Annotated in this window: 23 protein-coding genes; 10 read left to right on the forward strand and 13 right to left on the reverse strand. The window is 68.1% G+C overall.

Annotation, left to right across the window (positions count from 1 at the left end; genetic code table 11):
• Positions 1-110: 110 nt before the first annotated feature.
• The gene (locus RJ1_RS29670; RefSeq protein WP_240319825.1) at positions 111-1,562 is read left to right on the forward strand and encodes an NF041680 family putative transposase; all 1,452 of its coding nucleotides are present in this window, start codon (positions 111-113) and stop codon (positions 1,560-1,562) included.
• A gap of 8 nt (positions 1,563-1,570) precedes the next feature.
• On the opposite strand, the gene RJ1_RS48960 is transcribed toward RJ1_RS29670, so the two are convergent.
• Both RJ1_RS48960 and RJ1_RS29680 read right to left on the reverse strand, forming a co-directional pair.
• On the reverse strand, positions 1,571-1,699 hold the full coding sequence (locus tag RJ1_RS48960) for an ANTAR domain-containing protein (protein ID WP_338049577.1): 129 nt from the start codon (positions 1,697-1,699) through the stop codon (positions 1,571-1,573).
• Positions 1,700-1,701: 2 nt separating this feature from the next.
• Positions 1,702-1,971, reverse strand: coding sequence for a hypothetical protein (locus RJ1_RS29680; RefSeq protein ID WP_073366090.1), 270 nt, complete (start codon positions 1,969-1,971; stop codon positions 1,702-1,704).
• 161 nt (positions 1,972-2,132) lie between these two features.
• Here RJ1_RS29680 and RJ1_RS29685 point away from each other — a divergent pair, with 161 nt between their 5' ends.
• The 5 genes from RJ1_RS29685 (at position 2,133) to RJ1_RS29705 (ending at position 7,347) form a co-directional block, all read left to right on the forward strand.
• Positions 2,133-4,271: a catalase gene (locus tag RJ1_RS29685; protein ID WP_073366091.1), complete on the forward strand. Its 2,139-nt coding sequence runs from the start codon at positions 2,133-2,135 to the stop codon at positions 4,269-4,271.
• A gap of 148 nt (positions 4,272-4,419) precedes the next feature.
• Positions 4,420-5,379 carry a PDR/VanB family oxidoreductase gene (locus RJ1_RS29690; protein WP_174695037.1) on the forward strand — a complete coding sequence of 320 codons (960 nt, stop codon included), beginning with the start codon at positions 4,420-4,422 and terminating at the stop codon, positions 5,377-5,379.
• Positions 5,380-5,391: 12 nt separating this feature from the next.
• Complete coding sequence (locus RJ1_RS29695) at positions 5,392-5,604, forward strand: recombinase-like helix-turn-helix domain-containing protein (RefSeq protein WP_005248918.1); 213 nt, start codon at positions 5,392-5,394, stop codon at positions 5,602-5,604.
• 2 nt (positions 5,605-5,606) lie between these two features.
• Complete coding sequence (locus tag RJ1_RS29700; RefSeq protein ID WP_073366092.1) at positions 5,607-6,638, forward strand: Rieske 2Fe-2S domain-containing protein; 1,032 nt, start codon at positions 5,607-5,609, stop codon at positions 6,636-6,638.
• Between the two features lie 91 nt (positions 6,639-6,729).
• Positions 6,730-7,347: a TetR/AcrR family transcriptional regulator gene (locus RJ1_RS29705; RefSeq protein ID WP_073366093.1), complete on the forward strand. Its 618-nt coding sequence runs from the start codon at positions 6,730-6,732 to the stop codon at positions 7,345-7,347.
• Positions 7,348-7,356: 9 nt separating this feature from the next.
• Here the strand turns inward: RJ1_RS29705 and RJ1_RS29710 are convergent, their stop codons facing one another.
• Both RJ1_RS29710 and RJ1_RS29715 read right to left on the reverse strand, forming a co-directional pair.
• Complete coding sequence (locus RJ1_RS29710; protein ID WP_174695038.1) at positions 7,357-7,917, reverse strand: MarR family winged helix-turn-helix transcriptional regulator; 561 nt, start codon at positions 7,915-7,917, stop codon at positions 7,357-7,359.
• A gap of 108 nt (positions 7,918-8,025) precedes the next feature.
• Positions 8,026-8,391: a RidA family protein gene (locus tag RJ1_RS29715; protein ID WP_073366095.1), complete on the reverse strand. Its 366-nt coding sequence runs from the start codon at positions 8,389-8,391 to the stop codon at positions 8,026-8,028.
• A 106-nt stretch (positions 8,392-8,497) separates the two neighbouring features.
• Between RJ1_RS29715 and RJ1_RS29720 the strand changes: the two genes are divergently transcribed.
• Together RJ1_RS29720 and RJ1_RS29725 are read left to right on the forward strand one after the other, a co-directional pair.
• Complete coding sequence (locus RJ1_RS29720; protein WP_073366096.1) at positions 8,498-9,148, forward strand: UdgX family uracil-DNA binding protein; 651 nt, start codon at positions 8,498-8,500, stop codon at positions 9,146-9,148.
• Between the two features lie 55 nt (positions 9,149-9,203).
• Positions 9,204-10,133: an NADP-dependent oxidoreductase gene (locus RJ1_RS29725; protein WP_073366108.1), complete on the forward strand. Its 930-nt coding sequence runs from the start codon at positions 9,204-9,206 to the stop codon at positions 10,131-10,133.
• Positions 10,134-10,183: 50 nt separating this feature from the next.
• Here RJ1_RS29725 and RJ1_RS29730 read toward each other — a convergent pair whose 3' ends face one another.
• From RJ1_RS29730 to RJ1_RS29750, 5 genes are read right to left on the reverse strand one after another with little or no spacing between them, the layout of a single operon-like run.
• Complete coding sequence (locus RJ1_RS29730; protein WP_073366097.1) at positions 10,184-11,122, reverse strand: CopD family protein; 939 nt, start codon at positions 11,120-11,122, stop codon at positions 10,184-10,186.
• A gap of 5 nt (positions 11,123-11,127) precedes the next feature.
• A complete protein-coding gene (locus RJ1_RS29735) occupies positions 11,128-11,661 on the reverse strand; it encodes a copper resistance CopC family protein (RefSeq protein WP_073366098.1) in 534 nt (177 codons plus the stop codon).
• Positions 11,658-12,326: a YcnI family copper-binding membrane protein gene (locus RJ1_RS29740; RefSeq protein ID WP_073366099.1), complete on the reverse strand. Its 669-nt coding sequence runs from the start codon at positions 12,324-12,326 to the stop codon at positions 11,658-11,660. The genes RJ1_RS29735 and RJ1_RS29740 overlap by 4 nt, the downstream gene beginning before the upstream one ends.
• A gap of 41 nt (positions 12,327-12,367) precedes the next feature.
• On the reverse strand, positions 12,368-12,886 hold the full coding sequence (locus tag RJ1_RS29745) for a hypothetical protein (protein ID WP_073366100.1): 519 nt from the start codon (positions 12,884-12,886) through the stop codon (positions 12,368-12,370).
• 14 nt (positions 12,887-12,900) lie between these two features.
• Positions 12,901-13,554, reverse strand: a complete 654-nt coding sequence (locus RJ1_RS29750; RefSeq protein ID WP_073366101.1) for a DUF6474 family protein — start codon at positions 13,552-13,554, stop codon at positions 12,901-12,903.
• A gap of 162 nt (positions 13,555-13,716) precedes the next feature.
• Between RJ1_RS29750 and RJ1_RS29755 the strand changes: the two genes are divergently transcribed.
• Both RJ1_RS29755 and RJ1_RS29760 read left to right on the forward strand, forming a co-directional pair.
• Positions 13,717-15,273 (forward strand): TM0106 family RecB-like putative nuclease, encoded by a 1,557-nt coding sequence (locus RJ1_RS29755; protein ID WP_073366109.1) that lies wholly within the window; start codon positions 13,717-13,719, stop codon positions 15,271-15,273.
• Between the two features lie 37 nt (positions 15,274-15,310).
• Positions 15,311-15,985 carry a YoaK family protein gene (locus RJ1_RS29760; protein ID WP_073366102.1) on the forward strand — a complete coding sequence of 225 codons (675 nt, stop codon included), beginning with the start codon at positions 15,311-15,313 and terminating at the stop codon, positions 15,983-15,985.
• A gap of 51 nt (positions 15,986-16,036) precedes the next feature.
• On the opposite strand, the gene RJ1_RS29765 is transcribed toward RJ1_RS29760, so the two are convergent.
• The 4 genes from RJ1_RS29765 to RJ1_RS29785 form a co-directional block, all read right to left on the reverse strand.
• Positions 16,037-16,837, reverse strand: coding sequence for a hypothetical protein (locus RJ1_RS29765; RefSeq protein ID WP_170008908.1), 801 nt, complete (start codon positions 16,835-16,837; stop codon positions 16,037-16,039).
• Positions 16,827-18,719 carry a TPR repeat domain-containing protein gene (locus RJ1_RS29770; RefSeq protein WP_420820357.1) on the reverse strand — a complete coding sequence of 631 codons (1,893 nt, stop codon included), beginning with the start codon at positions 18,717-18,719 and terminating at the stop codon, positions 16,827-16,829. The genes RJ1_RS29765 and RJ1_RS29770 overlap by 11 nt, the downstream gene beginning before the upstream one ends.
• 390 nt (positions 18,720-19,109) lie before the next feature.
• Positions 19,110-19,445 (reverse strand): hypothetical protein, encoded by a 336-nt coding sequence (locus tag RJ1_RS29780; protein WP_073366105.1) that lies wholly within the window; start codon positions 19,443-19,445, stop codon positions 19,110-19,112.
• Between the two features lie 74 nt (positions 19,446-19,519).
• The gene (locus RJ1_RS29785; protein ID WP_073366106.1) at positions 19,520-20,149 is read right to left on the reverse strand and encodes a class I SAM-dependent methyltransferase; all 630 of its coding nucleotides are present in this window, start codon (positions 20,147-20,149) and stop codon (positions 19,520-19,522) included.
• Positions 20,150-20,250 lie beyond the last annotated feature (101 nt).

The raw sequence follows: 20,250 nt of genomic DNA on the forward strand, positions 1-20,250 counted from the left end.
GCAGTTGGTGCTGGTGTTGTTCGGCGTGTCGCCGCGGCATGAGGCGACCACCGCCTGATCATCTTGAGGTTCCTTCCACAGAACTTTCGAGACGAAAACAGGCGGTGACCGTGAGTATCAGTGTGCCCGATCGGTGGGCGGTCGGGGAAGAATCGGTCCCCGATCCGCGTGTCGACCTGGTGTCGTTCCGCGAAGAGTACTACCGGTGTCTTCCGACCCGAGGTGATGCATTGTTCGAGTTGACCGATGCGCTGCTGTGTGCGGGCACCGCGGTTCGCACCCTGGTCGAGTTGTCACTGGCCGCCGAGCATCGGCGCGGTCACGGCGCCCTGTACGACGCAATCAACTGCGGCAGAGTAGATTTCACTCGGCTGCGCCGCGCCCTCGGCGGGCTGACGATCCCGTGTGATCGTGGCGGCCGGATCGTTCTGGCCGTCGATGTCAGTGCCTGGTTGCGCCCGGATGCACCGACGAGTCCGCAGCGCGGGTTCTGCCACGTCTACGGCCGCGGGAAGAATCAGGCGCAGCTGATCCCGGGGTGGCCGTATTCGTTCGTCGCCGCACTCGAGACCGGGCGTACCTCGTGGACGTCGGTGCTCGACGCGGTCCGCTTGCGCCCCGACGATGACGAAACCGCTGTGACGGCGACCCAGGTGCGTGAAGTGATCACGCGGTTGCGCGAGGCCGGGCACCACCGCGACGGCGACCCGGACATTCTGCTGGTGTTCGACGCCGGGTACGAGTTGGCGCGGTTGGCGTTCGTGCTCGCCGATCTCCCGGTGCAGGTGTTGGGCCGGATGCGTTCGGACCGGGTGCTGTGCTTCCCGGCGCCGCCACCGGGCCGTACTGGGCGCCCACCCCGGCACGGCCCCGAGTTTCGATTCGCCGACCCGATTACGTGGCCTGCACCCGAGACCACCTCGAGCACCGAGACGGACCGATACGGCACAGCCTCCGCTTCGGCGTGGAATCGGTTGCACCCGCGACTCGTTCATCGTGGCTCGTGGGCTCAGCACCCGGGGCCGCCACCGATCGTGGAAGGCACGGTGATCCGGTTGACCGTCGACCACCTTCCTGGGGACCGGCATCCCACCCCGGTGTGGCTGTGGTGCTCGGACCCGGGCGTCAGTGCCGACGATCTCGACCGGTTGTGGCAGCTGTTTCTGCGGCGCTTCGATCTCGAGCACACCTTCCGCTTCTTCAAGCAGACGTTGGGGTGGACCGCGCCTCGGCTCCGCAGTCCCGAGGCGGCCGACCGCTGGACCTGGATCGTGCTGGTGGCCTACGCCCAACTCCGGCTCGCCCGTCCCCTGGCCGAGGACCTACGCCGCCCGTGGGAACGGCCTGTCCCACCAACACGATTGACGCCGGCACGGGTTCGTCGAGGGTTTTCGCGCACCCGTGCGACGATGCCTGTTCCGGCCAGTGCACCGAAACCCAGTCGACCCGGACCCGGACGCCCACCCGGATCGAAAAACACCCACCGCGCACCGCATCACCACGTGGGCAAACGCGCCGAAACCAAAGCTAGAAAACCCGTCGGGGCCGCCTGCCCAGGTTAAAAATCAAGCTAAGGGCGTCGGTCGGGGCCGCGCTCCACCACTCTCGTCGCGACCGTCGCGACCGGGGTGTTGCTGTCCTGGGAGATCTTCGCGAGCATCTCGAACGCCCGAACCGCGTCCACGTCGAAGCGTTCCATGATCATGCCCTTGGCCTGACCGAGGGGCCCTCGCCGAGCTTCTCCTGGATGCCGTCGAGCTGTTCGGGTAGGTCCGACGTCCCCGCCTGCGACGCGAAGGTCTTCTTCCCTTCGACGACGAGGATGCCGGCGCTGTCGGCACCGGACACCGTCGCGACGGCGGTGGCGGTCACGCGCCGGAGTGTGCGGTCGACGTCGTGCGGCAGGAAGAACTCGCGAGCGAGGTGGGCAATCCTGCGTGTGAGATCCTCCGGTGCGCCTGGTTCATCCACAGCCGCCACCTCCTTACGTTCGTTGGGTTACCCGGCGGGTTCGGAACTAACCGACCACCGGTCTGATTAGCGGACACCCGTCCCTGGGCACCCTGCGGGCAGCGGACCGTACAGCAGCGATGCGGCGCCGATCCCACTGAAGTCCAGCGAGGAGCTACGCCGTGTCGAAGAAGAACCCTGTCATTCCCGGGACGCCCGGTTCGGGCACTCCGACGGTCGAGGAGCCGACGAAGCCCACCGAGCCACTGCCCCCCAAGCCCGATCAGCGGGCCCCCGAACTGCGCACCGCGACCGGGCAACCCGTCGAAGGCCCGGACACGGCCCGCGGCCAGCAGGGTGAGCACCTCACCACCGCGCAGGGCGCGCGGCTGTACGACACCGATCACTCGCTGAAGGCAGGAACCCGGGGACCGACCCTGCTCCAGGACCACCATCTCCGTGAAAAGATCACGCACTTCGATCACGAGCGGATCCCGGAGCGGGTGGTGCACGCACGCGGTGCGGCTGCTCACGGTGTCTTTCGCGGATACGGTTCCGCCGAACCGATCAGCAAGGCGGCGTTCCTCGGCAAGGGCGTCGAAACACCGGTCTTCGTCCGGTTCTCCACCGTGCTCGGGTCCCGTGGATCGGCCGACGCCGTCCGCGACACCCGAGGGTTCGCGACCAAGTTCTACACCGGCGAAGGCACTTTCGACTTGGTGGGAAACAACATTCCGGTGTTCTTCATCCAGGACGGCATCAAGTTCCCCGACGTCATTCACGCCGCCAAGCCGCACCCGGATCGCGAGATTCCGCAGGCGCAGAGCGCGCACGACACCTTCTGGGACTTCGTGTCCCTGCACACCGAAGCCACCGCGCACACGTTGTGGAACATGTCCGACCGCGGCATCCCGAGGTCGTACCGGATGATGGAAGGCTTCGGCGTCAACACCTTCCGGATGGTGAATGCGGCGGGCGAGAGTTCCCTCGTGAAGTTCCACTGGAAGCCGAACCTGGGTGTGCACTCCCTGGTGTGGGAGGAAGCGCAGATCGTGAACGGCATGGACCCCGACTACCACCGCCGCGACCTCGCCGACGCGATCGAGTCGGGCGCCTACCCGCAGTGGGAACTGGGTATCCAGGCGTTCCCGGATACCCCGGATCAGATGTTCGAGGGCATCGACCTGCTCGACCCGACGAAGATCGTGCCCGAGGAACTGGCGCCCGTGCAGCCGATCGGGCTGATGACACTCGACGCGAATCCGACGAACTTCTTCGCCGAGACCGAGCAGGTGGCGTTCCACCCCGGGCACCTCGTTCCGGGGATCGACGTCACCGACGACCCGCTGTTGCAGGCGCGGCTGTTCTCATACCTCGACACCCAGATCAGCAGGCTGGGCGGACCTAACTTCGGGCAGATCCCGATCAACCGACCCCACGCCGAGGTCAACGACATGCTGCGCGACGGCATGCACCAGACGGGAGTCCATCCGGGGGTCGCACCGTACCGGCCGAACTCCCTCGACGGCGGTTGCCCGTTTCTCGCCGGTGCCGATGCGGCGTTCGTCGAGGTCCCGGTGCCGATGCCGGAGTCGACGAAGTTCCGGGGGGCACCCGCCAGTTACGACGACCACTTCTCCCAGGCCCGGCTGTTCTACGCCAGCCTCAGCGCCGTCGAGCAGGCGCACGTCGCGGAGGCGTACACGTTCGAGCTGGGCAAGTGCTACGAGCAGGCGATCAAGGAGCGGGCCCTCGGGGTCGTGGCGAACATCGACCCCGGCCTGTGCGCGACGGTCGCCGAGGGTCTGGGCCTTCCGGCGCCAGAGCCGACCGTCGCGTACGACGTGGCGCCGACGCCCAGCCCGGCGCTGTCGCAGGTCGGCGCCGAGTGGCCGCTGGACGGTCGGATCATCGGCATCGTCGCCGACGACGAGTCGGATCTGTCCGAGGTGGCCGACGCTGTCGGGAAGATCGGCAAGGACGGCATGGTGCCGCTCGTCATCGGACCGCACGGTGGCGAACTGGGGTCGGGCAAGGGTGCCGTGCCGGTGTCCCGGACGTTTCTCACGATGCGGTCGGTGGAGTTCGACGCCATTCTCGTCGCGGCGCCGGCGTCGGACCCGCGGGTGCACGTGTTGCTGTCGGAGGCGTTCCGGCACTGCAAGGTGATCGGGGGGTGGGCCGCCGGTCGCGTCCTTCTCGAAGCGGTCGGGATCCCGGCCGAGGCCCCGGGCATCGTAATCGCCGACGATGCGTCGGCGCTGTTCGACGGCGTCACTGCGCTGATGAAGTCTCACCGGGTGTGGGAACGCCAGGTGTGACGTGACCCGTGGGTGGCCCGACTGCTTCGGCCGGGCCACCCACACCGGTTCCGAGATTTCTCGCCTCGACTGTGGCGCACGATACATCTTAGTGCTAAATTATTGAGCACTAAGGAACTATGCCTTCGGTCGAGCCTGGGAGTGAGCGATGACAACAGACGCAGACACCGTCCCCATGATGGTGCGTCAAATGCGGGTCGAGTCCTCGGGCGTCGTCTCGCTCCGCCTCGAACGAGAGGACGGCGGCGCCGTCGACCGGTGGACGCCCGGGGCCCATCTGGACCTGCACCTGAACCGAGGGACCGTCCGCCAGTACTCCCTCTGCGGAGATCCCGACGACAAGACCGGGTACCGCGTCGCGATCCTCCACGAGGTGACCGGGCGCGGCGGATCCCGCCACGTCCACGAGACGTTGCGGCCCGGCGACAGCCTGTCGGTGAGCACGCCCCGCAACAACTTCGAACTGCTGCCGTCGCCGCGGTACGTCTTCATCGCCGGCGGCATCGGCATCACGCCGATCCTCGCGATGATCGGTGAGGCCGAGCGCATGGGCGCGGACTGGGAACTGCACTACGGCGGACGCGCCCGCGCGTCGATGGCCTTCCTCGACGAACTGTCCGTGTACGGCGACCGCGTCCACGTCGTCACCGAGGAGTCCGACGGGATCCTCGACCTTCCCGCCGTCCTCGGCACCGCCCGCGAGGGGACCCTGGTCTACGCGTGCGGCCCCGAGGGTCTGCTCGGCGCGGTCGAGGGGTTCGCCGGTTCCTGGCCGGACGGCGCCCTCCGACTCGAGCGGTTCAAGGCGAAGGAGATTCCCGCCGACACGCTCGCCGGCGACCGTCCCGTTCGCGTCGTCTGCGAACGATCCGGCATCTCGGCCACCGTCGCCCCCGACCGGACCATCCTCGACACCCTCGAGGAATCCGGCGTCGACGTCCCCAACTCGTGCCGTGAAGGCATCTGCGGGACCTGCGAAACCCGTGTCCTCGCCGGCACCCCCGACCACCGCGACTCACTGCTCTCCAGCTCCGAGCAGGAGTCCGGCACCACCATCATGATCTGCGTTTCCCGCGCCCGCTCCGACGAGCTCGTGCTGGACCTCTAGAAGGGAAGAACCATGAGCCTGTATCTGCAACCACGCCAGTCCGGCACGGCGCCCACACCGTACGAGCGGAAGCTGGCCGGTGCGATCGAAGAGGTCTTCGGCACCGGTGTGCACCACCTCGAAGGGCTGGTGAAGGGTCTGAACGCCCTCGGCATCCACAGCCCGGGCGGCGACGCCTGGACCACCGACACTTTCACGGACGAGATCCGACGGATGGGGGCCTGACCATGGTGAACCGACTGCGCAAGACGGCACCGACCGGCGACGAGATCTTCGCGACCGGGATGCGCGACCAGTGGCACGCGGTGTGCCCGTCCGACTTCGTGGCGCGCGGCGACATGAAGAAGGTCCGCCGCCTCGGCGAGGACTGGCTGCTGTTCCGTCAGTCCGACGGCACCCTCCGCATGCTCGCCGACCGCTGCCCGCACCGCGGCGCCCCGCTGTCGCAGGGGCAGCACCTCGGCGACCGCGTCGCCTGCCAGTACCACGGCGTGCAGGTGGACGGCGGCGGCACCGTCGTCTCGGTTCCCGGAATGCCCGGCTGCAACCTCGAGGGCAAGCGGCTCGTCACCAGCCTCCCGGTGCGGGAGGTCGCCGGCGCCGTCCTCGCCTGGTTCGGCACCGACCCCGACGCCGAACCCGCACCACTCGAACTGCCGGAGCGCCTCACCGACGACGGCATCTCGCACTTCCTCTGCTACGCGGAGTGGAAGGCGCCGTGGCGGTTCACGCTGGAGAACCTGCTCGACCCGATGCACGGCGCGTTCCTGCACCGGGAATCGCATTCGATGTTCGGCGGCGAGACGTCGGCGAAGTTCCGGATCCGCGAAACCGACCGTGGATTCTTCTTCGAGAAGACCGACCAGCGGGGCGTGAACTTCGACTGGGTCGAATTCTGCCGGACCGGCATCGACTGGGTGGACCTCGAGATCCCGTACCCGCCGACCGCGGGCCCCGGTGGGTCGTTCGGCATCGTCGGCATGGGAACGCCGATCGACGCCGAGACCACCGCCGTGTTCTTCTGGCGGTACCGGCGCGTCGAGGGCTGGGAGCGCGACGTCTGGCGTTTCCTCTACCGGGCCAAGCTCGAGGAGCGGCACTGGGTCGTTCTCGAACAGGACCGCACCATGCTCGAGGCGATGGCGTTCGACGCCGACCAGGCAGAAAACCTGTACCAGCACGACCTCGGCGTCATCCGGCTCCGCAGGCTCTACCGGGCGCAGGCCGAGGCCCAGGCGAAGGCCCTGCAGGAGGCGTAGCGTCGCCCGGGTTGACTTGAATGAAATGTCAACTAAGAATGTGTGACGGCCGACACGTCGGGCGCCGGCCGGGTGCGAGGAGGCGTGAGCGGTGCTTACGAACGGTGACGATCGAGGTCGGCTTGCGTTGGTCGAGGCGGCGGGGAGGTGCTTCGCCGAGCTGGGATACGAACGCACCACCGAGGCGGTCATCGCCGCTGCCGCCGGAGTGTCGCAGGACGAGTTCTCCGCCCGGTTCGCGTCCCGCGACGACGCCTTCCGCGCCGTCGCCGCCTCCGTGTTCGACACGTTCGTCGAGGCGCAGCGCATCCCCGTCCCTCCGGACGCCGACCCGCGCAGCATCCTGCGCGCGGCCACGGCGGCGTTCATCGAGACCGTCTACAGCAGCGGTCGCCTGTTCACGATGATCGAGGACCGCGCCGCCGTGGACCCGATGATCGGGGAGCAACTCGAGGCCGCGCACAACCGGATCCTCGGCCGGTACATCCGGTTCATCGAAGGACTCAACCAGGCGGGTATCGCGACACCGTGTGCCGAACCCGCCCAGCTCGCCCGCAAACTGTCCGAGGCCCAGTGGACGGGTGCGGCCCGCCTGATCGGTGCGTCACCGGACGAGCAGAGACGGTTCATCGTGGAGATGACGGCGGCGTCCGAACGGTTCATCGGATTCTGCGAGGTCGCCGATCTGACCGCCCGCGCCGCCAGCTGAGACCGTCCGTCAGGCGTGGGGCGCCTGGTTCTCGACGATCGAGTGCTCGAGTTTGCGGAGCAGTTCCGCCAGCGCCGCCTGATCGTCCTTCGACATCCCGCTGAGTATCTGGGACTCGTTGGCGAAGTGCGCCTCCGCGACCTTCTCGATCACCCGCAGCCCCTCGTCGGTGAGTTGTGCGTGCACGATGCGACGGTCCTCGGCGTCGCGCTCCCGCTGCACAAGTCCCGCCTTCTCGAGCCGGTCGACGCGCAGCGTGACTCCGCCGGTGGTGACGAGGGCGGACTCCGCCAGCTGTCCGGACGTCATCCGGTACGGCGGACCCGAACGTCGCAGGGCGGCGAGAACGTCGAACGACGCCATGTTGATGCCGTGCTCCTCGAACACCGCGGCCAGTGATGCCTGGTAGCGCAGATACGAACGATGCAGGCGGCCCAGCACTTTCAGCGGACTCACGTCGAGGGTGGGCCACTGATGTGCCCACTGGTCGACGATGTCGTCGACGGCATCGCGATCTGGAACGGGGCGTTGCGTCACTGGGCGCACCTCCTGGATCCTCGAGGGTCTCATCTGTTTAGTACCAAGATATCGAACGAAGCATAGGGTACGGCGACGCGCCGCGGGTCCCCGTCGATTGCTCGGAACGGGGACCCGCGGCGCGGCCGGGTGGGTGCGTCGTCAGCGACCCTCGACTGCCGCGACGGCGTCGATCTCGGCGATGGCGCCGTAGGGGAGGCTGCTGACCTCCAGGAAGGTGCGGGCGGGGCGCGGCTCGTCGAAGATGCGCTCGAACTGGCGGTTCGCCTCCTCGCGCAGCGACAGGTCGGTGACGTAGTAGGTGAGCTTGACGACGTCCTTGAGTTGTCCGCCGACGGTGGCGAGGCGATCAACCATGCGGTCCACGGCGGCGTCGAGGGCCTCGGTGCGGCCCGGGACGGCAGTGCCCTCGGCGTCGACGGACAGGGCGCCGGAGACGAACGCGAGTCCGCCCGCGACCACGGCCGGGCTGTAGGGGTGGTGGGCGGACACTTCGGTGAGGGACATGGAGGCTCGCTTTCTCGGTGGGCTTCTCCGAAGAACTATATCTTAGCGCTAAACTAATTGACAGGGTCGTGGGAATGAAGCCCCGCCCGACGGGTACCCGGCCCACATGTCACGAGCCACGAAACCCTCGGCCGCACCGTTCGTGCCGGACACCGCCGACCTCGACGCGCTGTCCGACGCGGCGGACGGCTGCCACGGCTGCGATCTGTACCGCGACGCCGAGCAGACCGTCTTCGGCGCGGGCACGCGATCCGCACGGATGATGCTCGTCGGCGAGCAACCCGGCGATCAGGAAGACCGCGCCGGCGAGCCGTTCGTCGGTCCGGCGGGAAAGCTCCTGAACAAGGCGCTCGACGCGGCGGGTATCGACCGGAACCTCACCTACGTCACCAACGCGGTCAAGCACTTCAAATTCGTCCCCGCCGAACGCGGCACACGTCGAATCCACAAGAAGCCGAACCGCACCGAGATCGTCGCATGCCGGCCGTGGCTGATCGCCGAACTCGCGGCGGTGCAGCCCGACGTCCTCGTGTGCCTCGGAGCGACCGCCGCGCAGGCGTTGCTCGGCCCGTCGTTCCGCCTCACCGAGCATCGTGGCGAGCTGCTGCACCTCGACGGCGAGGTGGAAGTCGAGGTGGACCCGGACGTCTTCGCGACGATCCACCCGTCCGCCGTGCTGCGCGGGCCGTCGGACGACCGGGACTACGCGTTCGACGGCCTCGTCACCGATCTGAAGAAGGCCGCCGCCGCGCTGTGAGGATCATCCGGCCGAACGTATGGCGCGTCGGACCGTCGAGGACGAGATTGAGGGCATGACGAATTCGAACGCGAACCAGACCATGAAGGCAGTGTCCTACTCGTCCTACGGCGGTCCCGAGGTGCTCGAGACCCACGAGGTGCCGGTACCCGAACCCACCGGAAACCAGGTGCGTCTCGTCATCCGGGCCGCCGGGGTGAACCCGATCGACTGGAAGCTGCGGTCAGGGTCGATGGCCGAGGTGATGTCGGTGCAGTTCCCGAAGATCCCTGGCAGCGAGGTGGCCGGTGTCGTCGACGCCGTCGGACCGGACACGACCGGTGTGGTGGCGGGCGACGAGGTGTTCGGCTGGTCCGACACCGGCGGCTACGCCGAATACGCGCTCGCCTCGATTGTCGTGCCGAAGCCGAGGGGGTTGAGCTGGACGGACGCCGCCACCATTCCCGTCGCCGGCGAGGCCGCCACTCGTGGACTACGGATTCTGAAGCTGAAGGCCGGTGAGACGTTGCTGGTGAACGGGGCGTCGGGGGCGGTGGGAACCCTGGCGGCGCAGTTGGCGCTGGAATCGGGTGTCACCGTGATCGGCACGGCGAGCGAGAAGCATCACGACGCGCTGCGCGAGCTGGGCGTGACCCCGACGACCTACGGTGACGGCCTCGCAGATCGGGTGCACGAGCTCGCCCCGAACGGGGTCGACGCCGTCCTCGACCTCGGCTTCGGCGGGCTCGAGGCCGCGATGGAATTGCGCGGGGGCACCGACCGGATCGTGACGCTGTCGGACGGGGCCGCGTTCGGGCTGGGAATCACGTTCTCGTCGGGCAACGCCGGCGACTGGAACGCCGAGACTCTGCGCCGCCTGGGCGATCTCGCCGCGGCCGGGAAGCTGTCCCTCCCACCGGCGCGCACGTTCGCGCTCACCGACGCGGCCGACGCCCAGCGGGCCGGGGAGAAGGGCGGCAGCCGCGGGAAGATCCTGCTGCGCTGACGCGCCCGTGAGTACTTATTAACCACGGGCGGTTAACAAGTACTCACGGGTCAGGCGGTGGTGGCCAGCGCGGCGGCGAGACCGAACGGCACGGCCATCACCACCACCTCGAAGACCGCACGCCGAAGTGACCCTTCGGCAGTGATCCGGTGCGCGGCGGCCTGCCCGACCCACGTTCGCCGCCACCACCAGCCGAGCCCGAGGAGCGCCGCCAACGCCACCGCCTTGGCGAGCACGATGCGGCCGTAGCCGGTGTCGAACAGCGGCGTCACCCCACCGAGTCGGACCGCGGCGTCGACGATCCCGGTCGCGGTCAGCAGCCACACGCACCGCCACGCGACGACCGAATACCGCGGCAGCCACGACGACCAGTCACCACGCGAACGGAGCATCAGGCCGAGCGCGGCAAGCAGTCCGAACCACACCGCGGCGGCCAGCGCGTGGACGACGTCGAGGACCGAGCCGAGAACCTGCTGCGACATGTGTCCGGTGATCGGCCGGGCCACCAGGGCGAGCGCCGCGAGCACCAGCACCGGGACGGGGATGCGGGCCGCGCTGCGGCGGAACGCGACCGCCGACCACACGGTGGCCGCGACCGTGCACGCGAGAACGGCGAGGTCGACGCGTCCCGCGCTGATCTCGGTCACGTACGCGCCGAACCGCCCGACCGACAGTTCCGACAGGGCCAGGGCGTCGGCCTCCGCCGCCGTCATCGAGAGCAGCACGGCCTCGGCGAGCATCCAGGCACCGGCGATCGCGGTCGACAACCGCCACAGCCGTTCGTTCCGCACGAGCGGCCGGTTGTCCGTGCGACTCCACCAGCCCAGCGCGGCGAGCCCGAAGACCGCCGAACCGAGTATCAGGCACAGCGCGCGGACGGCGCTCGACGGCGTGGGGTCTTCCGGTTGCGCCAACGCCCAACCGCACGCGACCCCGACGAGTGCCGTGGGTACGGCGAACAGCAGCCACGACTGCCGCGCCGTACCCACCCTGCTCAGTTCTCGCCGCGAGGCTTGCGGAGCGCGAACCACAGCCCGCCGCCGAACACGACCACACCGGCAACGATGAACGGCCACAGCGGAACTCCGCCGCCGCCCGATTCGCCCGAGCTGTCGGCTGCGGCGCCGGGCGTGCCCGATCCGTCCTGGGTGAGGGTGAACGTGCGGGTGCCGCTCACCGGATGCCCGTCGGCGGAGGTGACCCGAAACGCGATGGTGTACACCCCGGCCGGCCCCAGGTCGCCGAGTTCGGCACTGACCGTGGGTCCCTCGACGACCGGGTCGCCCTTGGACCACAGGTTGCCGTCGGGGCCCACCACGGTGAGTGACGCGAACGATTCCTGCAGCGCCTCGTTGAATGTGACGCTCACCCGTTCCGGGCCGGACGCGATCTCCGCGCCGTTCTCGGGGGTGGAGCTGATCACGACGGAGTGGGCGAACGCGGTGCCGACGCCGAGCATGCTGCCGAGCATCGTCAGCAGTCCGACCGCGATCACCTTCACCGACGTGAGGGTGGCGCATCTTCTCATGAGCGCCGGCTCCGCACCATCGCGCCGAGACCGAGGGCCGCACCGAGCGCGCCCAGGATCAGACCGATGCCGCCGAGCCAGCGGGCGGTGTCGTCGGTGCCGGACGCCGTCGTCTCGGTCTCCTCGGACGTCGTGGCGCCGCCTGCGTCGTGGCTGTGGTCTTCACCGCTCGCCGCGGCGAGGGTGAGGGTGGGTGCCGGCTTGTCGGGCTCCGCGCCGTCGGGGCCCGCTGCCTGATCCCAGTTGACGACCTCGCCGTCGCTGTACGTCTGGACGGCCGGGAACGGCACCTCTTCGTTCTCCGGCAGCGGTCCGGCGGACAGCTCGAACTGCTGGAACTGTCCCGGCGCCACACCGACTCCGGGGTCGGCGGTCCACGTCACGGACTTCGCGAGCTGGGACGCCTGGTCCTTCTCGACGACGGACGTCCACCCGGGCAGCGGTGTGGTGCGAGCCGACTTCAGGTCGGGGAGTGTGACGGTCAGCTTGGTGGTGGACGCCGTCTCGGATTCGGTGGGCACGCGGAACGTCAGGACGGAGTAGCCGCCCTGCTCGGCGCCGGGGGCGACGACCGTCACGTGGGCAGCGGCCACACCGGCCGCGAGGAGCACGGCGCCACCGGCGGCACCGGCCGTGAAAAGGGCACGGGAAACGAGGGAATTCATCGAAGGTCCTTTGAAGGGTCTGAAGGGAGATGAGGCGGGAATCAGACCGGGACCGGGGGCCCGCGACGCGAAATGCTGGCCCGCAGCAGGGCGTCCACGGGATTCGCCGGACGCGTCGGGAGGTGCGGCGACGTCACCGCCGAGACGGGCAGCAGTGCGCCGCGGAGAACCACCCGCCACACGTGGACGAGGGGTCCGTACAGACGTTCCGCGTTTGCGATCAGCAGCGCGCAGACGACGGTGGCGACCGCGTGCGCGGCCAGCATCGGCGCGGCGGGCACCGCGGAGTGCACGTGCGAGGTGAGCGTGAGCGCGAAGTGCGCGGCGACCTGTCCGGCACCGAGCGCACCCACGAGCGCGAGCCGTCCGTGGAAGCGGGCCGGGGTCTGCGCGGTGATCGCTCCGACGCCGCCGCACGTGACGAGCAGCAGGGTCAGGGCGGCGGATTCAGGAAGGCCGCCCCCGCCGATGCCGTGCGCCGCGACCGCGAGCCCCGCCACGAGCGCACCGACCGCCGAGCCCCGAAGGGTCGCGGTGGTGGCGGGGCGGGCGGGGGACATCGGCGTGGGGTAGTTCAGCGCACGCCGAGGCGTGCGAGGAGATCGGCTTCGACTCCGTCGAGTTCGGACGAGATGGCGTGATGGGCGGCCTTGCGGCGGGCCTGCGGCATCTGCTCGGCCGCGCGGACGGCGGTGTTGAGGTCGCCGAGGCGGTCGCGGATGGCGGCGGCGAACTGCTGCGTCTCCGCGTCGTCCGGCTTCTGCGCGAGGATCTCCGTGGTGGAGCTTTCGGCGCCGGCGATGCGGGCGCTGAGCTTGGCGCCGTGCCCGGTGAAGTTGGCGAGCTGATCGACGTCGACGCCCATCCGGTCGGCGCGACGGGCATCGATCTGGCCGCGCACGACGGTGGCGGCGCGGTAGGCGATCGGCAGCAGGACCGGCGTCAGCAGTCGTGCGACACCGAGGTACTTGCGGACGGCGGCGACGGTGAAACCCTTCTGGGCGGCCGCCTTCTCCTGGGCCTTCAACGCAGCGACCTGAGCCTTCTCGACCTTCTTCAGCGACTTCAGCTCGGCAGCCTCGAGCTTGCGGCCGGCCGTGGCGGCTTGCTTGTCGCGCTTCCGTTCGTTCTTCGCGCTCAGCTTCGCCTCCACTCCAGCCTTGTGCTTGAGTGCCTTGGCTTCCGCCTTGCGGGTGGCTCGGGACTTACGTTTCTTGAACAACCCCATCGAAAAGACCCCTTTTCCTGGTGTTTCAGCGCAGCCCACGCTACCAACTGCATCCGGTGCTTCGGGATCAGCCTAGGGGAGCCCATAATCTTCGTCATCGTGTGTTCCCATATCGGTCAGCAATCAGAACCCGCCACCTCTCCCGGAAAGGTGGCGGGGACGGTGATCGATGCCAGCGCACTGACGCGGTGCCGCCACCGGGTGCACCTCGACGCGGCGTTCCCCGAACAACTCGCGGCCGCGCCCGAGGACCCGGGCGTGCGCCAGCGTCAGGATGCGGCCGCCGCCAAGCGTGAAGACATTCGCCGGACCGTCACCGAGCACGCACCGGAACGGTGGGTGCAGATCGACACCGAGCAGAGCCTGCGCCGGCGCGCCGAGGACACCCTGGCCGCGTGCGAGGCGGGCGCCGACCGGATCTGGGGTGCCGTGTTCCCGCTCGACCGGGAGACGGGCCGGAAGGCGCGCTGCGAGATCCTCATCCGTGACGAGGACCACGGCGGGTACATCCCCGTGATCGTCGTCAACCACAAGGTCACCGATCCCGGCCGCGGCGCGGTGACGTCGGGGATGTTCGAGTGGGAACCGCGGGAGGACACGACGCGGAAGCCGCGCAGTCAGGTGCGGGACCAGATGCGCGTCGCGCAGGTGCATCGGATGCTCGAGCGGCACGGGTTCGCGAGCCCGGCGCTGGTGGCCGGCGCCATCGGCTACGGCTCCGACGTCATCTTCGTGCACGACCTCACCACCATCCTCGACGAGTACGACGAGCGCTTCGCCGACCGCCTCGCCGTCGCCCGCGGACAATCGGCGACGGTGCCGTCGCGGATCGGCGAATGCCGTTCGTGCCCGTGGTGGCCCGGGTGCGAGGAACAGCTGACGCAGACCCACGACGTGAGCCTCGTGGCCACCGGTTCGCGCGCCGACATGCTGCGCGACGCCGGGTGCCACACCATCGACGACCTCGCGGCGTGGGACGGCGAACCGCTCGAGGACTGGCCGCACGGCGCGTTCGAGGACGCCGTCGTCACCGCCAAGGCCTGGCTCGCGGGGGCGCCACTGGTGCGGCGGTTCCCGGAGATCCGGGTGACGCGCGCCGACGTCGAGGTGGACGTCGACATGGAGAGCTACCAGGAGCACGGCGCCTACCTGTGGGGGACGCTGCTCAACGTCGACGGGGTGTCGGCGTACCGGCCGTTCGTCAGCTGGGACCCGGTGCCCACACAGGACGAGGCGCGGTCGTTCGCCGAATTCTGGACGTGGCTGATGGCCGAACGGGAAGCGGCCGCGCTGAGCGGCAGAACGTTCGCCGCGTACTGCTATTCGCGGTCCGCGGAAGACAAGTGGTTGCTGGACTCCGCCCGGCGGTTCGCCGGCGCACCCGGCATCCCCACCGAAGCCGAGATCCGCGAATTCATCGACAGCCCACAATGGGTCGACATCTACCAGGCCGTCAGCGACCAGTTCATCTGCCCGGGCGGGAAAGGCCTCAAGAAGATCGCCCCCGTCGCCGGATTCCGGTGGCGCGACGCCGACGCCGGCGGCGAAGCCTCCATGAGCTGGTACCGCGAAGCCGTCGGCTACGACGGCGAACCCGACCTCACCCAGCGCGAGCGACTGCTGCAGTACAACGAGGACGACGTCATCGCCACGAAAGTGCTGCGCGAATGGATGTCGGATCGGGCCGAGAACGAGATCCCGCTCGCCTCCGACCTCTAGGCTGCAATGCAGGGCCCGATTCGGTAGGGGTGGTCAGGTGGAGGTGCCGAAGACATCCACGACGCTGCGGTTCGCGCTGCTCCTCACCGCGGCCGGCGGCTTCCTCGACGCCTACACCTACATCAGCCGCGGCGGCGTCTTCGCGAACGCCCAGACCGGCAACGTCATCCTCATGGCCATCGACCTGTCCGAGCGGCACTTCCACGCGGCACGGGCACACCTGTGGCCGATCCTCGCGTTCATCGTCGGCGTCGCGTTCGCGCACCTGCTCAAGGGCGAACTCGCCCACAGCGTCTTCGACCACCCCATCCGGATCGCCATGGCCGCGCAGATCGTCGTCCTCGTCGCGGTCGCGTTCGTTCCCCCGGACGTCCCCAACGCCCTGGTCACCGTTCCCATCGCGTTCGTCGCGGCCATGCAGTTCGGCCTGTTCCGCACCATCGGCTCACTGTCGTACATCGCCGTCGCCACCACCGGCAACCTCATGCGCTTCACCGAGTCGGCGTACGCCGCATACATCGAGAAAGTCCCCGAATCACGTCAGCACACCCGCGTCTACGCCGCCATCGTCAGCAGCTTCGCCGGCGGCGCCGTCCTCGGCGCATTCGCCACCCGCTACTTCGGCGGCGCCGCCGCCTGGATCCCTGCCGCCCTCCTGTGCGTAGCACTCGTGCTGTTCTACGTCGACGACCGGCGGCGCCGCCGCCTGTGAGTGGTTGACGAGTCCCTGCACTCCTCGCGCACGCACAAGCGGCGGAGCCGGCTACCCGGAAATCGCAGGCCCGATCCACTCCGGATACTGCACGGCAACAGGCATGGTCGGCGGTTCGAACCCGGCAGGCGGCACGAGATTGCCGGACGCATTCGGGGCGAACGCCGGGAACTGCTGCTGCCACCAGTCCGTGCAGCCCTGCGGAATGACATCACCATTCAGCCGACGCAGGTAATGAAGCTTGGTGACCTTCCAGCCCTCGAACACATTCCACGTCGGTACTCGATGGGCGCGGGGGTCCTGCTCAGCCGCGTCGGCGTCGGGAACACCCGGCCGGCCCGGGTCATCGTCAGTGCGCTCGAGTTCGACCCGGAATGCCATGTTGAGCGGATTGAGCGAGATATTCGTACCGTTCTGCGGGAAAAGCTGGTAGTTGCAGACCGTTGCCGACACTGAAGTCTCAGTGGACTCATAGGCCGTGATGTGCGCGAAGCTTGTTCCCGGAGCCTGCGCACTTTGCTCGGCTTCGAGTGAGGTCATGAAGTACTCGATGGCGGGATCGCCGTGATTGGCCTCGCCGCCCACCGCTCTGCCGAAACCCGGATACGAGTTCTCCAGACCCACGAATGCCGTGTAGTCGCCGGCCTCGTAGCTAGCTCGAACCAATTCGGCACCCCGGCCGAACAGATCGATGCCCTGATCGGCTGACCAGACGTTGGAATACAGCACTTCTCGGTCTTGTGGTGTCGGTGCGGGTGACGGTTCGATGCGCGAGCTCGTCCCACAACCAGATGCGAGGATCAGTGTCGCAGCTGCAGCGCACATGATCCGCCATCCGCTGTTACCCGTCATTGCGGACCACATCGTCATAGCCGTTGCGTATGCGCTCGCCGTTGCCGTCAGCCGGGTCTCCGAGATGGTTGAACATGTCTTGGTAACCATCTTTCGAACGCAGGTCCAAGTTGGGATTCGACCGCACGTCATCCCAGGGCAGGAGATTCCCGGATTCGTCGAATGCCCAGGGATAGTCCTCTCGAAAGCTCGTCGGAAGCTCCGGTGTCGCTCGCAGAATGTTGTAGTAGTCGCGGTAGAAGTCCGGAGCCTCCAGGGCGACCGATGGTGCCGACCCCGGGGCCTTGCCGATGATGGCGTCCTTCAACGGGTCGCCGCCGGCGTCGATCATGGTGTTGATGAACTCCCCGCCGGGCAGCCGGTCCAGGCCTACGGAGCCGACGCTGGTGAGCGCACCGTAGGCCGCGGCCTTACGGTCGTAGATGGCCTGCGCCTGCTCGGCCTTGTCGCTGTAGCTGTCCTCGGTCGAGAGGAGTAGCCCCCTGTCCATGAGGCCGTGGATTCGGCCGGCGGTGGAGAGGTCGCCACCGGCCAGTGGTGCCGACGGGTCGTGTGCGTACCGGCCCTCGGCGGCGAGGATTTCCTGCATCGAGGACTGGGTGAAATGTGTTCCCGCCTCCGGGTCGGTGTTCATGACGGCGAAGACATTCGACGAGCCGCCGAAGTGGTTGTTGTCGGCGGGGTCTGCCCAAGTGCCGATGTCGAACCCGGGGTTCTCCGGTCTCCCGGCGCCCGCGAGGTCGCTGATGTACGGACTCATGCTGTGAGACACGGTCCGAAGGAGGTCCGGGTTGATCTCCCCGACGGATTGCCCGTTGGTTCCGGGTATTCCCCTCAGCGTGTCCCAGTCGGTACTCATGTTCTCGGCGACGGCCGACATGATCTGCCCGCTGCGTGTGGCGGATTCGACGTCGGCCCGATTGTCGGGGTCATCGACTGTGGCCTCGGCGTCGCCGAACTGGAACATAGAGGCTGCCGCTTGCCCGTTGTCGGACCAGTCGTGCGTGAGGACGTCGCGAACCAGGTTCTGGCCGGTGTCGGGATGGGTGACGGCGTTCTCGACGGCGATCTTGTCGTCGCCGACAGCGGTGAAGATGCTTTCGGTGATCGCCGTGTTCTCGGTACCCCGACCGTCGACTGTGAAGTACTCGAACGTGTGGTTGGGGTTCTGCTCGTGGGCAACCTGGGCGTCGAGGTACTGGCGACCGACCTCCAGCAGGTGCTGATCGAGGCTGCTGCCGTTCTTGTATTGCGCATCGCCGGTCTGGACGATGTGCGCGATGGCCTGGTTGTCGGCGACACCGTTCAGTTCGACGCCGGCTGCGCCGGTGGACCCGACCATCGTGAAATCGCGGTTCACGAGGTCGTCGCGGGTCAGCGATTCGCGCATCTTGTCGGGTAGAAGATTCAGGCCGCCGTTGGTCGGCACCTGCGAGTCGCCTTTGACGGTTGCGGTGACCTTGTCGTTCGACACGATCTGGAGTGAGTTCGCCAGAGCGCGCCCGGAGTCCGGAGGCAGTGTGTCGATGATCTGCTGGATCTCCTGCGGGCTCTTTCCGTCCAGCGACCGGCTGATCTGGTTCAGGTACTCCATCTGAGACGCAGGGATTGTCGCGGTGTTGCCGGAGTTCACGGCGTCGAGTTGTTCGGGTGTCAGCTCCCCGGCTTCAACCAGCCGCCTGACCTGCTCGGGATTCATTCCGGCGGGATCGGACACCAGTTGCGTCCCGTCGGACGCACCTTGATCGGAGCCCAGTGCTGCGGCCGACGTGAATGTGGCCCGCAATCCGTCGCGAGCCGCGCTGAGCGCAGCCTTGACGGTCGCATCGGCGGTCTCCGTCGCCGACGCCGCGTCGGCGATCTCGCGCTGCCACCCGGTCATCTCGCTCACACGATCGTTTGTCGGGATCGGGGTTCGCGGGATCGGTGACGGTCAAGTCGTCGGCTACCCGGAAACCCGCGGACTCCGCGGCCGTGATCGCCATCCGTGCGCGCTGCAGGGGCGCGTCCACATCGTGGAAACCCTGCTTCGCGCGGTTGGCGAGAGCTTCGAGTTGGTCCACCACCGCAAGGGCTGTCTTCCTGTCGGCGTTCGCTCTGTTCTGGGCGGCCTCGGCGGTCTTACCCTCCCAGTAGGCGTCGTTGACCTTGGTCACGCCGTCGACGTATCGAGTGAAGAGATCTTCGACCTTGGTGCCGAGGGCGATCCAGGCGTCACCGATCTCGGTCAGCGTCGAGGGATTCCAGGATTCGATCTGGGTGCGGGTGATGCTCATGCGTCACCGCTCCAGTCGCCCGTTGCGTTCGTGTAGGCAGCAACGAATCGGTCGGCCGACGATTCGTCCTGGCTGCGGTACTCCTGCGCAACGTGGATCATCACGTCCCCGGTCTCGCCGAGTCTTTCTTTGATCGCTGGGACAAGCGCTCCATCAACAAGATCCGCCGAGATCCCGGCCGCCTCGATGACCGAGGACATCATGCCCCCCACGGTCGACATGAACGGTCCCGCCGCCGGGCCGGTTCTCAAACCGCTCGCCTCGTCGGCAAGCCCGTGCAAGGTTCCCCCCACCTTTTCGAGCTCGTCCAGATCAGCTTTCAACGTTCCCACGAAGCCCCCCTCGTCTGTTCACGAATCGAGAGCAGCCTAGCGTCCCGTGCGTGCCCGACGAGTCCCTGGACTCCCTACCCGCGCACGGGCGGCGAAGCCGCAACCCCCAGGGAGAAGGCGCCGACGATTTTGGGCTCAGATTTTTGGTAGAACCGGTCGAGGTCCCGGATGTCGAATCCGGCTCTCGTCACCAGGGCGGGGATGTCGCGGGTGAGGTGGCACCCACCGGCGACGGTTTTCTGGATCGGCTCGAGTCGGTGCTGCCACCGCTGGACGTTCGGGTCGGGAGCGAGGCCGTGCTCGACGAAATGCAGTGTGCCGCCGGGTTTCAGGACGCGCCGGATTTCCCGGAGTGCGGCTTCGGCGTCGGGGATGGTGCACATCGTCCACGTGGACAGCGCGGTGTCGAAGCTGTTGTCCGGGAAGGGGAGTGACTGGCCGTCGAGGCCGGCCCGCTCGATCGGGGTGGTCGACGCCGCCATCCTCTTGCCCGCGAGTTTCCAGCCGAGGTCGGCGGGTTCGACGGCGCTCACCGAATCGACGGCGGCCGGGTAGAACGGGACGTTGAGTCCCGACCCGAAGCCGATTTCGATCACGCGGCCGTGGAGGCCGGCGCAGACACGTCGACGCGACGGATGCGTGAACTTGGCCCCGCAACTGACGTTGACGAGTCGCGGAACGATCTGGTCGGTGTAGAAACCCATGCCAGCCCTCCTTTGGGCGCTTCGCGCCTCGTGCGTGGTTGACGAGTCCAGAGACTCGTCAACCACGCACGGGCGGCGGAGCCGCCTACCGCGGCGCCATG

It is taken from the genome of Rhodococcus jostii NBRC 16295, from assembly GCF_001894825.1.
Taxonomy (GTDB): Bacteria; Actinomycetota; Actinomycetes; order Mycobacteriales; family Mycobacteriaceae; genus Rhodococcus_F; species Rhodococcus_F jostii.

Excerpts from the sequence above, each read along its gene's own strand:
- RJ1_RS29720 (WP_073366096.1), top strand. The coding sequence starts at position 8,498 with ATGTCACGAGCCACGAAACCCTCGGCCGCACCGTTCGTGCCGGACACC.
- RJ1_RS29700 (WP_073366092.1), top strand. The coding sequence starts at position 5,607 with ATGGTGAACCGACTGCGCAAGACGGCACCGACCGGCGACGAGATCTTC.
- RJ1_RS29695 (WP_005248918.1), top strand. The coding sequence starts at position 5,392 with ATGAGCCTGTATCTGCAACCACGCCAGTCCGGCACGGCGCCCACACCG.
- RJ1_RS29725 (WP_073366108.1), top strand. The coding sequence starts at position 9,204 with ATGACGAATTCGAACGCGAACCAGACCATGAAGGCAGTGTCCTACTCG.
- RJ1_RS29690 (WP_174695037.1), top strand. The coding sequence starts at position 4,420 with ATGACAACAGACGCAGACACCGTCCCCATGATGGTGCGTCAAATGCGG.
- RJ1_RS29715 (WP_073366095.1), bottom strand. The coding sequence starts at position 8,391 with ATGTCCCTCACCGAAGTGTCCGCCCACCACCCCTACAGCCCGGCCGTG.
- RJ1_RS29750 (WP_073366101.1), bottom strand. The coding sequence starts at position 13,554 with ATGGGGTTGTTCAAGAAACGTAAGTCCCGAGCCACCCGCAAGGCGGAA.
- RJ1_RS29770 (WP_420820357.1), bottom strand. The coding sequence starts at position 18,719 with ATGACCGGGTGGCAGCGCGAGATCGCCGACGCGGCGTCGGCGACGGAG.
- RJ1_RS29735 (WP_073366098.1), bottom strand. The coding sequence starts at position 11,661 with ATGAGAAGATGCGCCACCCTCACGTCGGTGAAGGTGATCGCGGTCGGA.
- RJ1_RS29710 (WP_174695038.1), bottom strand. The coding sequence starts at position 7,917 with ATGAGACCCTCGAGGATCCAGGAGGTGCGCCCAGTGACGCAACGCCCC.
- RJ1_RS48960 (WP_338049577.1), bottom strand. The coding sequence starts at position 1,699 with ATGGAACGCTTCGACGTGGACGCGGTTCGGGCGTTCGAGATGCTCGCG.
- RJ1_RS29740 (WP_073366099.1), bottom strand. The coding sequence starts at position 12,326 with ATGAATTCCCTCGTTTCCCGTGCCCTTTTCACGGCCGGTGCCGCCGGT.
- RJ1_RS29765 (WP_170008908.1), bottom strand. The coding sequence starts at position 16,837 with ATGACGGGTAACAGCGGATGGCGGATCATGTGCGCTGCAGCTGCGACA.
- RJ1_RS29745 (WP_073366100.1), bottom strand. The coding sequence starts at position 12,886 with ATGTCCCCCGCCCGCCCCGCCACCACCGCGACCCTTCGGGGCTCGGCG.
- RJ1_RS29785 (WP_073366106.1), bottom strand. The coding sequence starts at position 20,149 with ATGGGTTTCTACACCGACCAGATCGTTCCGCGACTCGTCAACGTCAGT.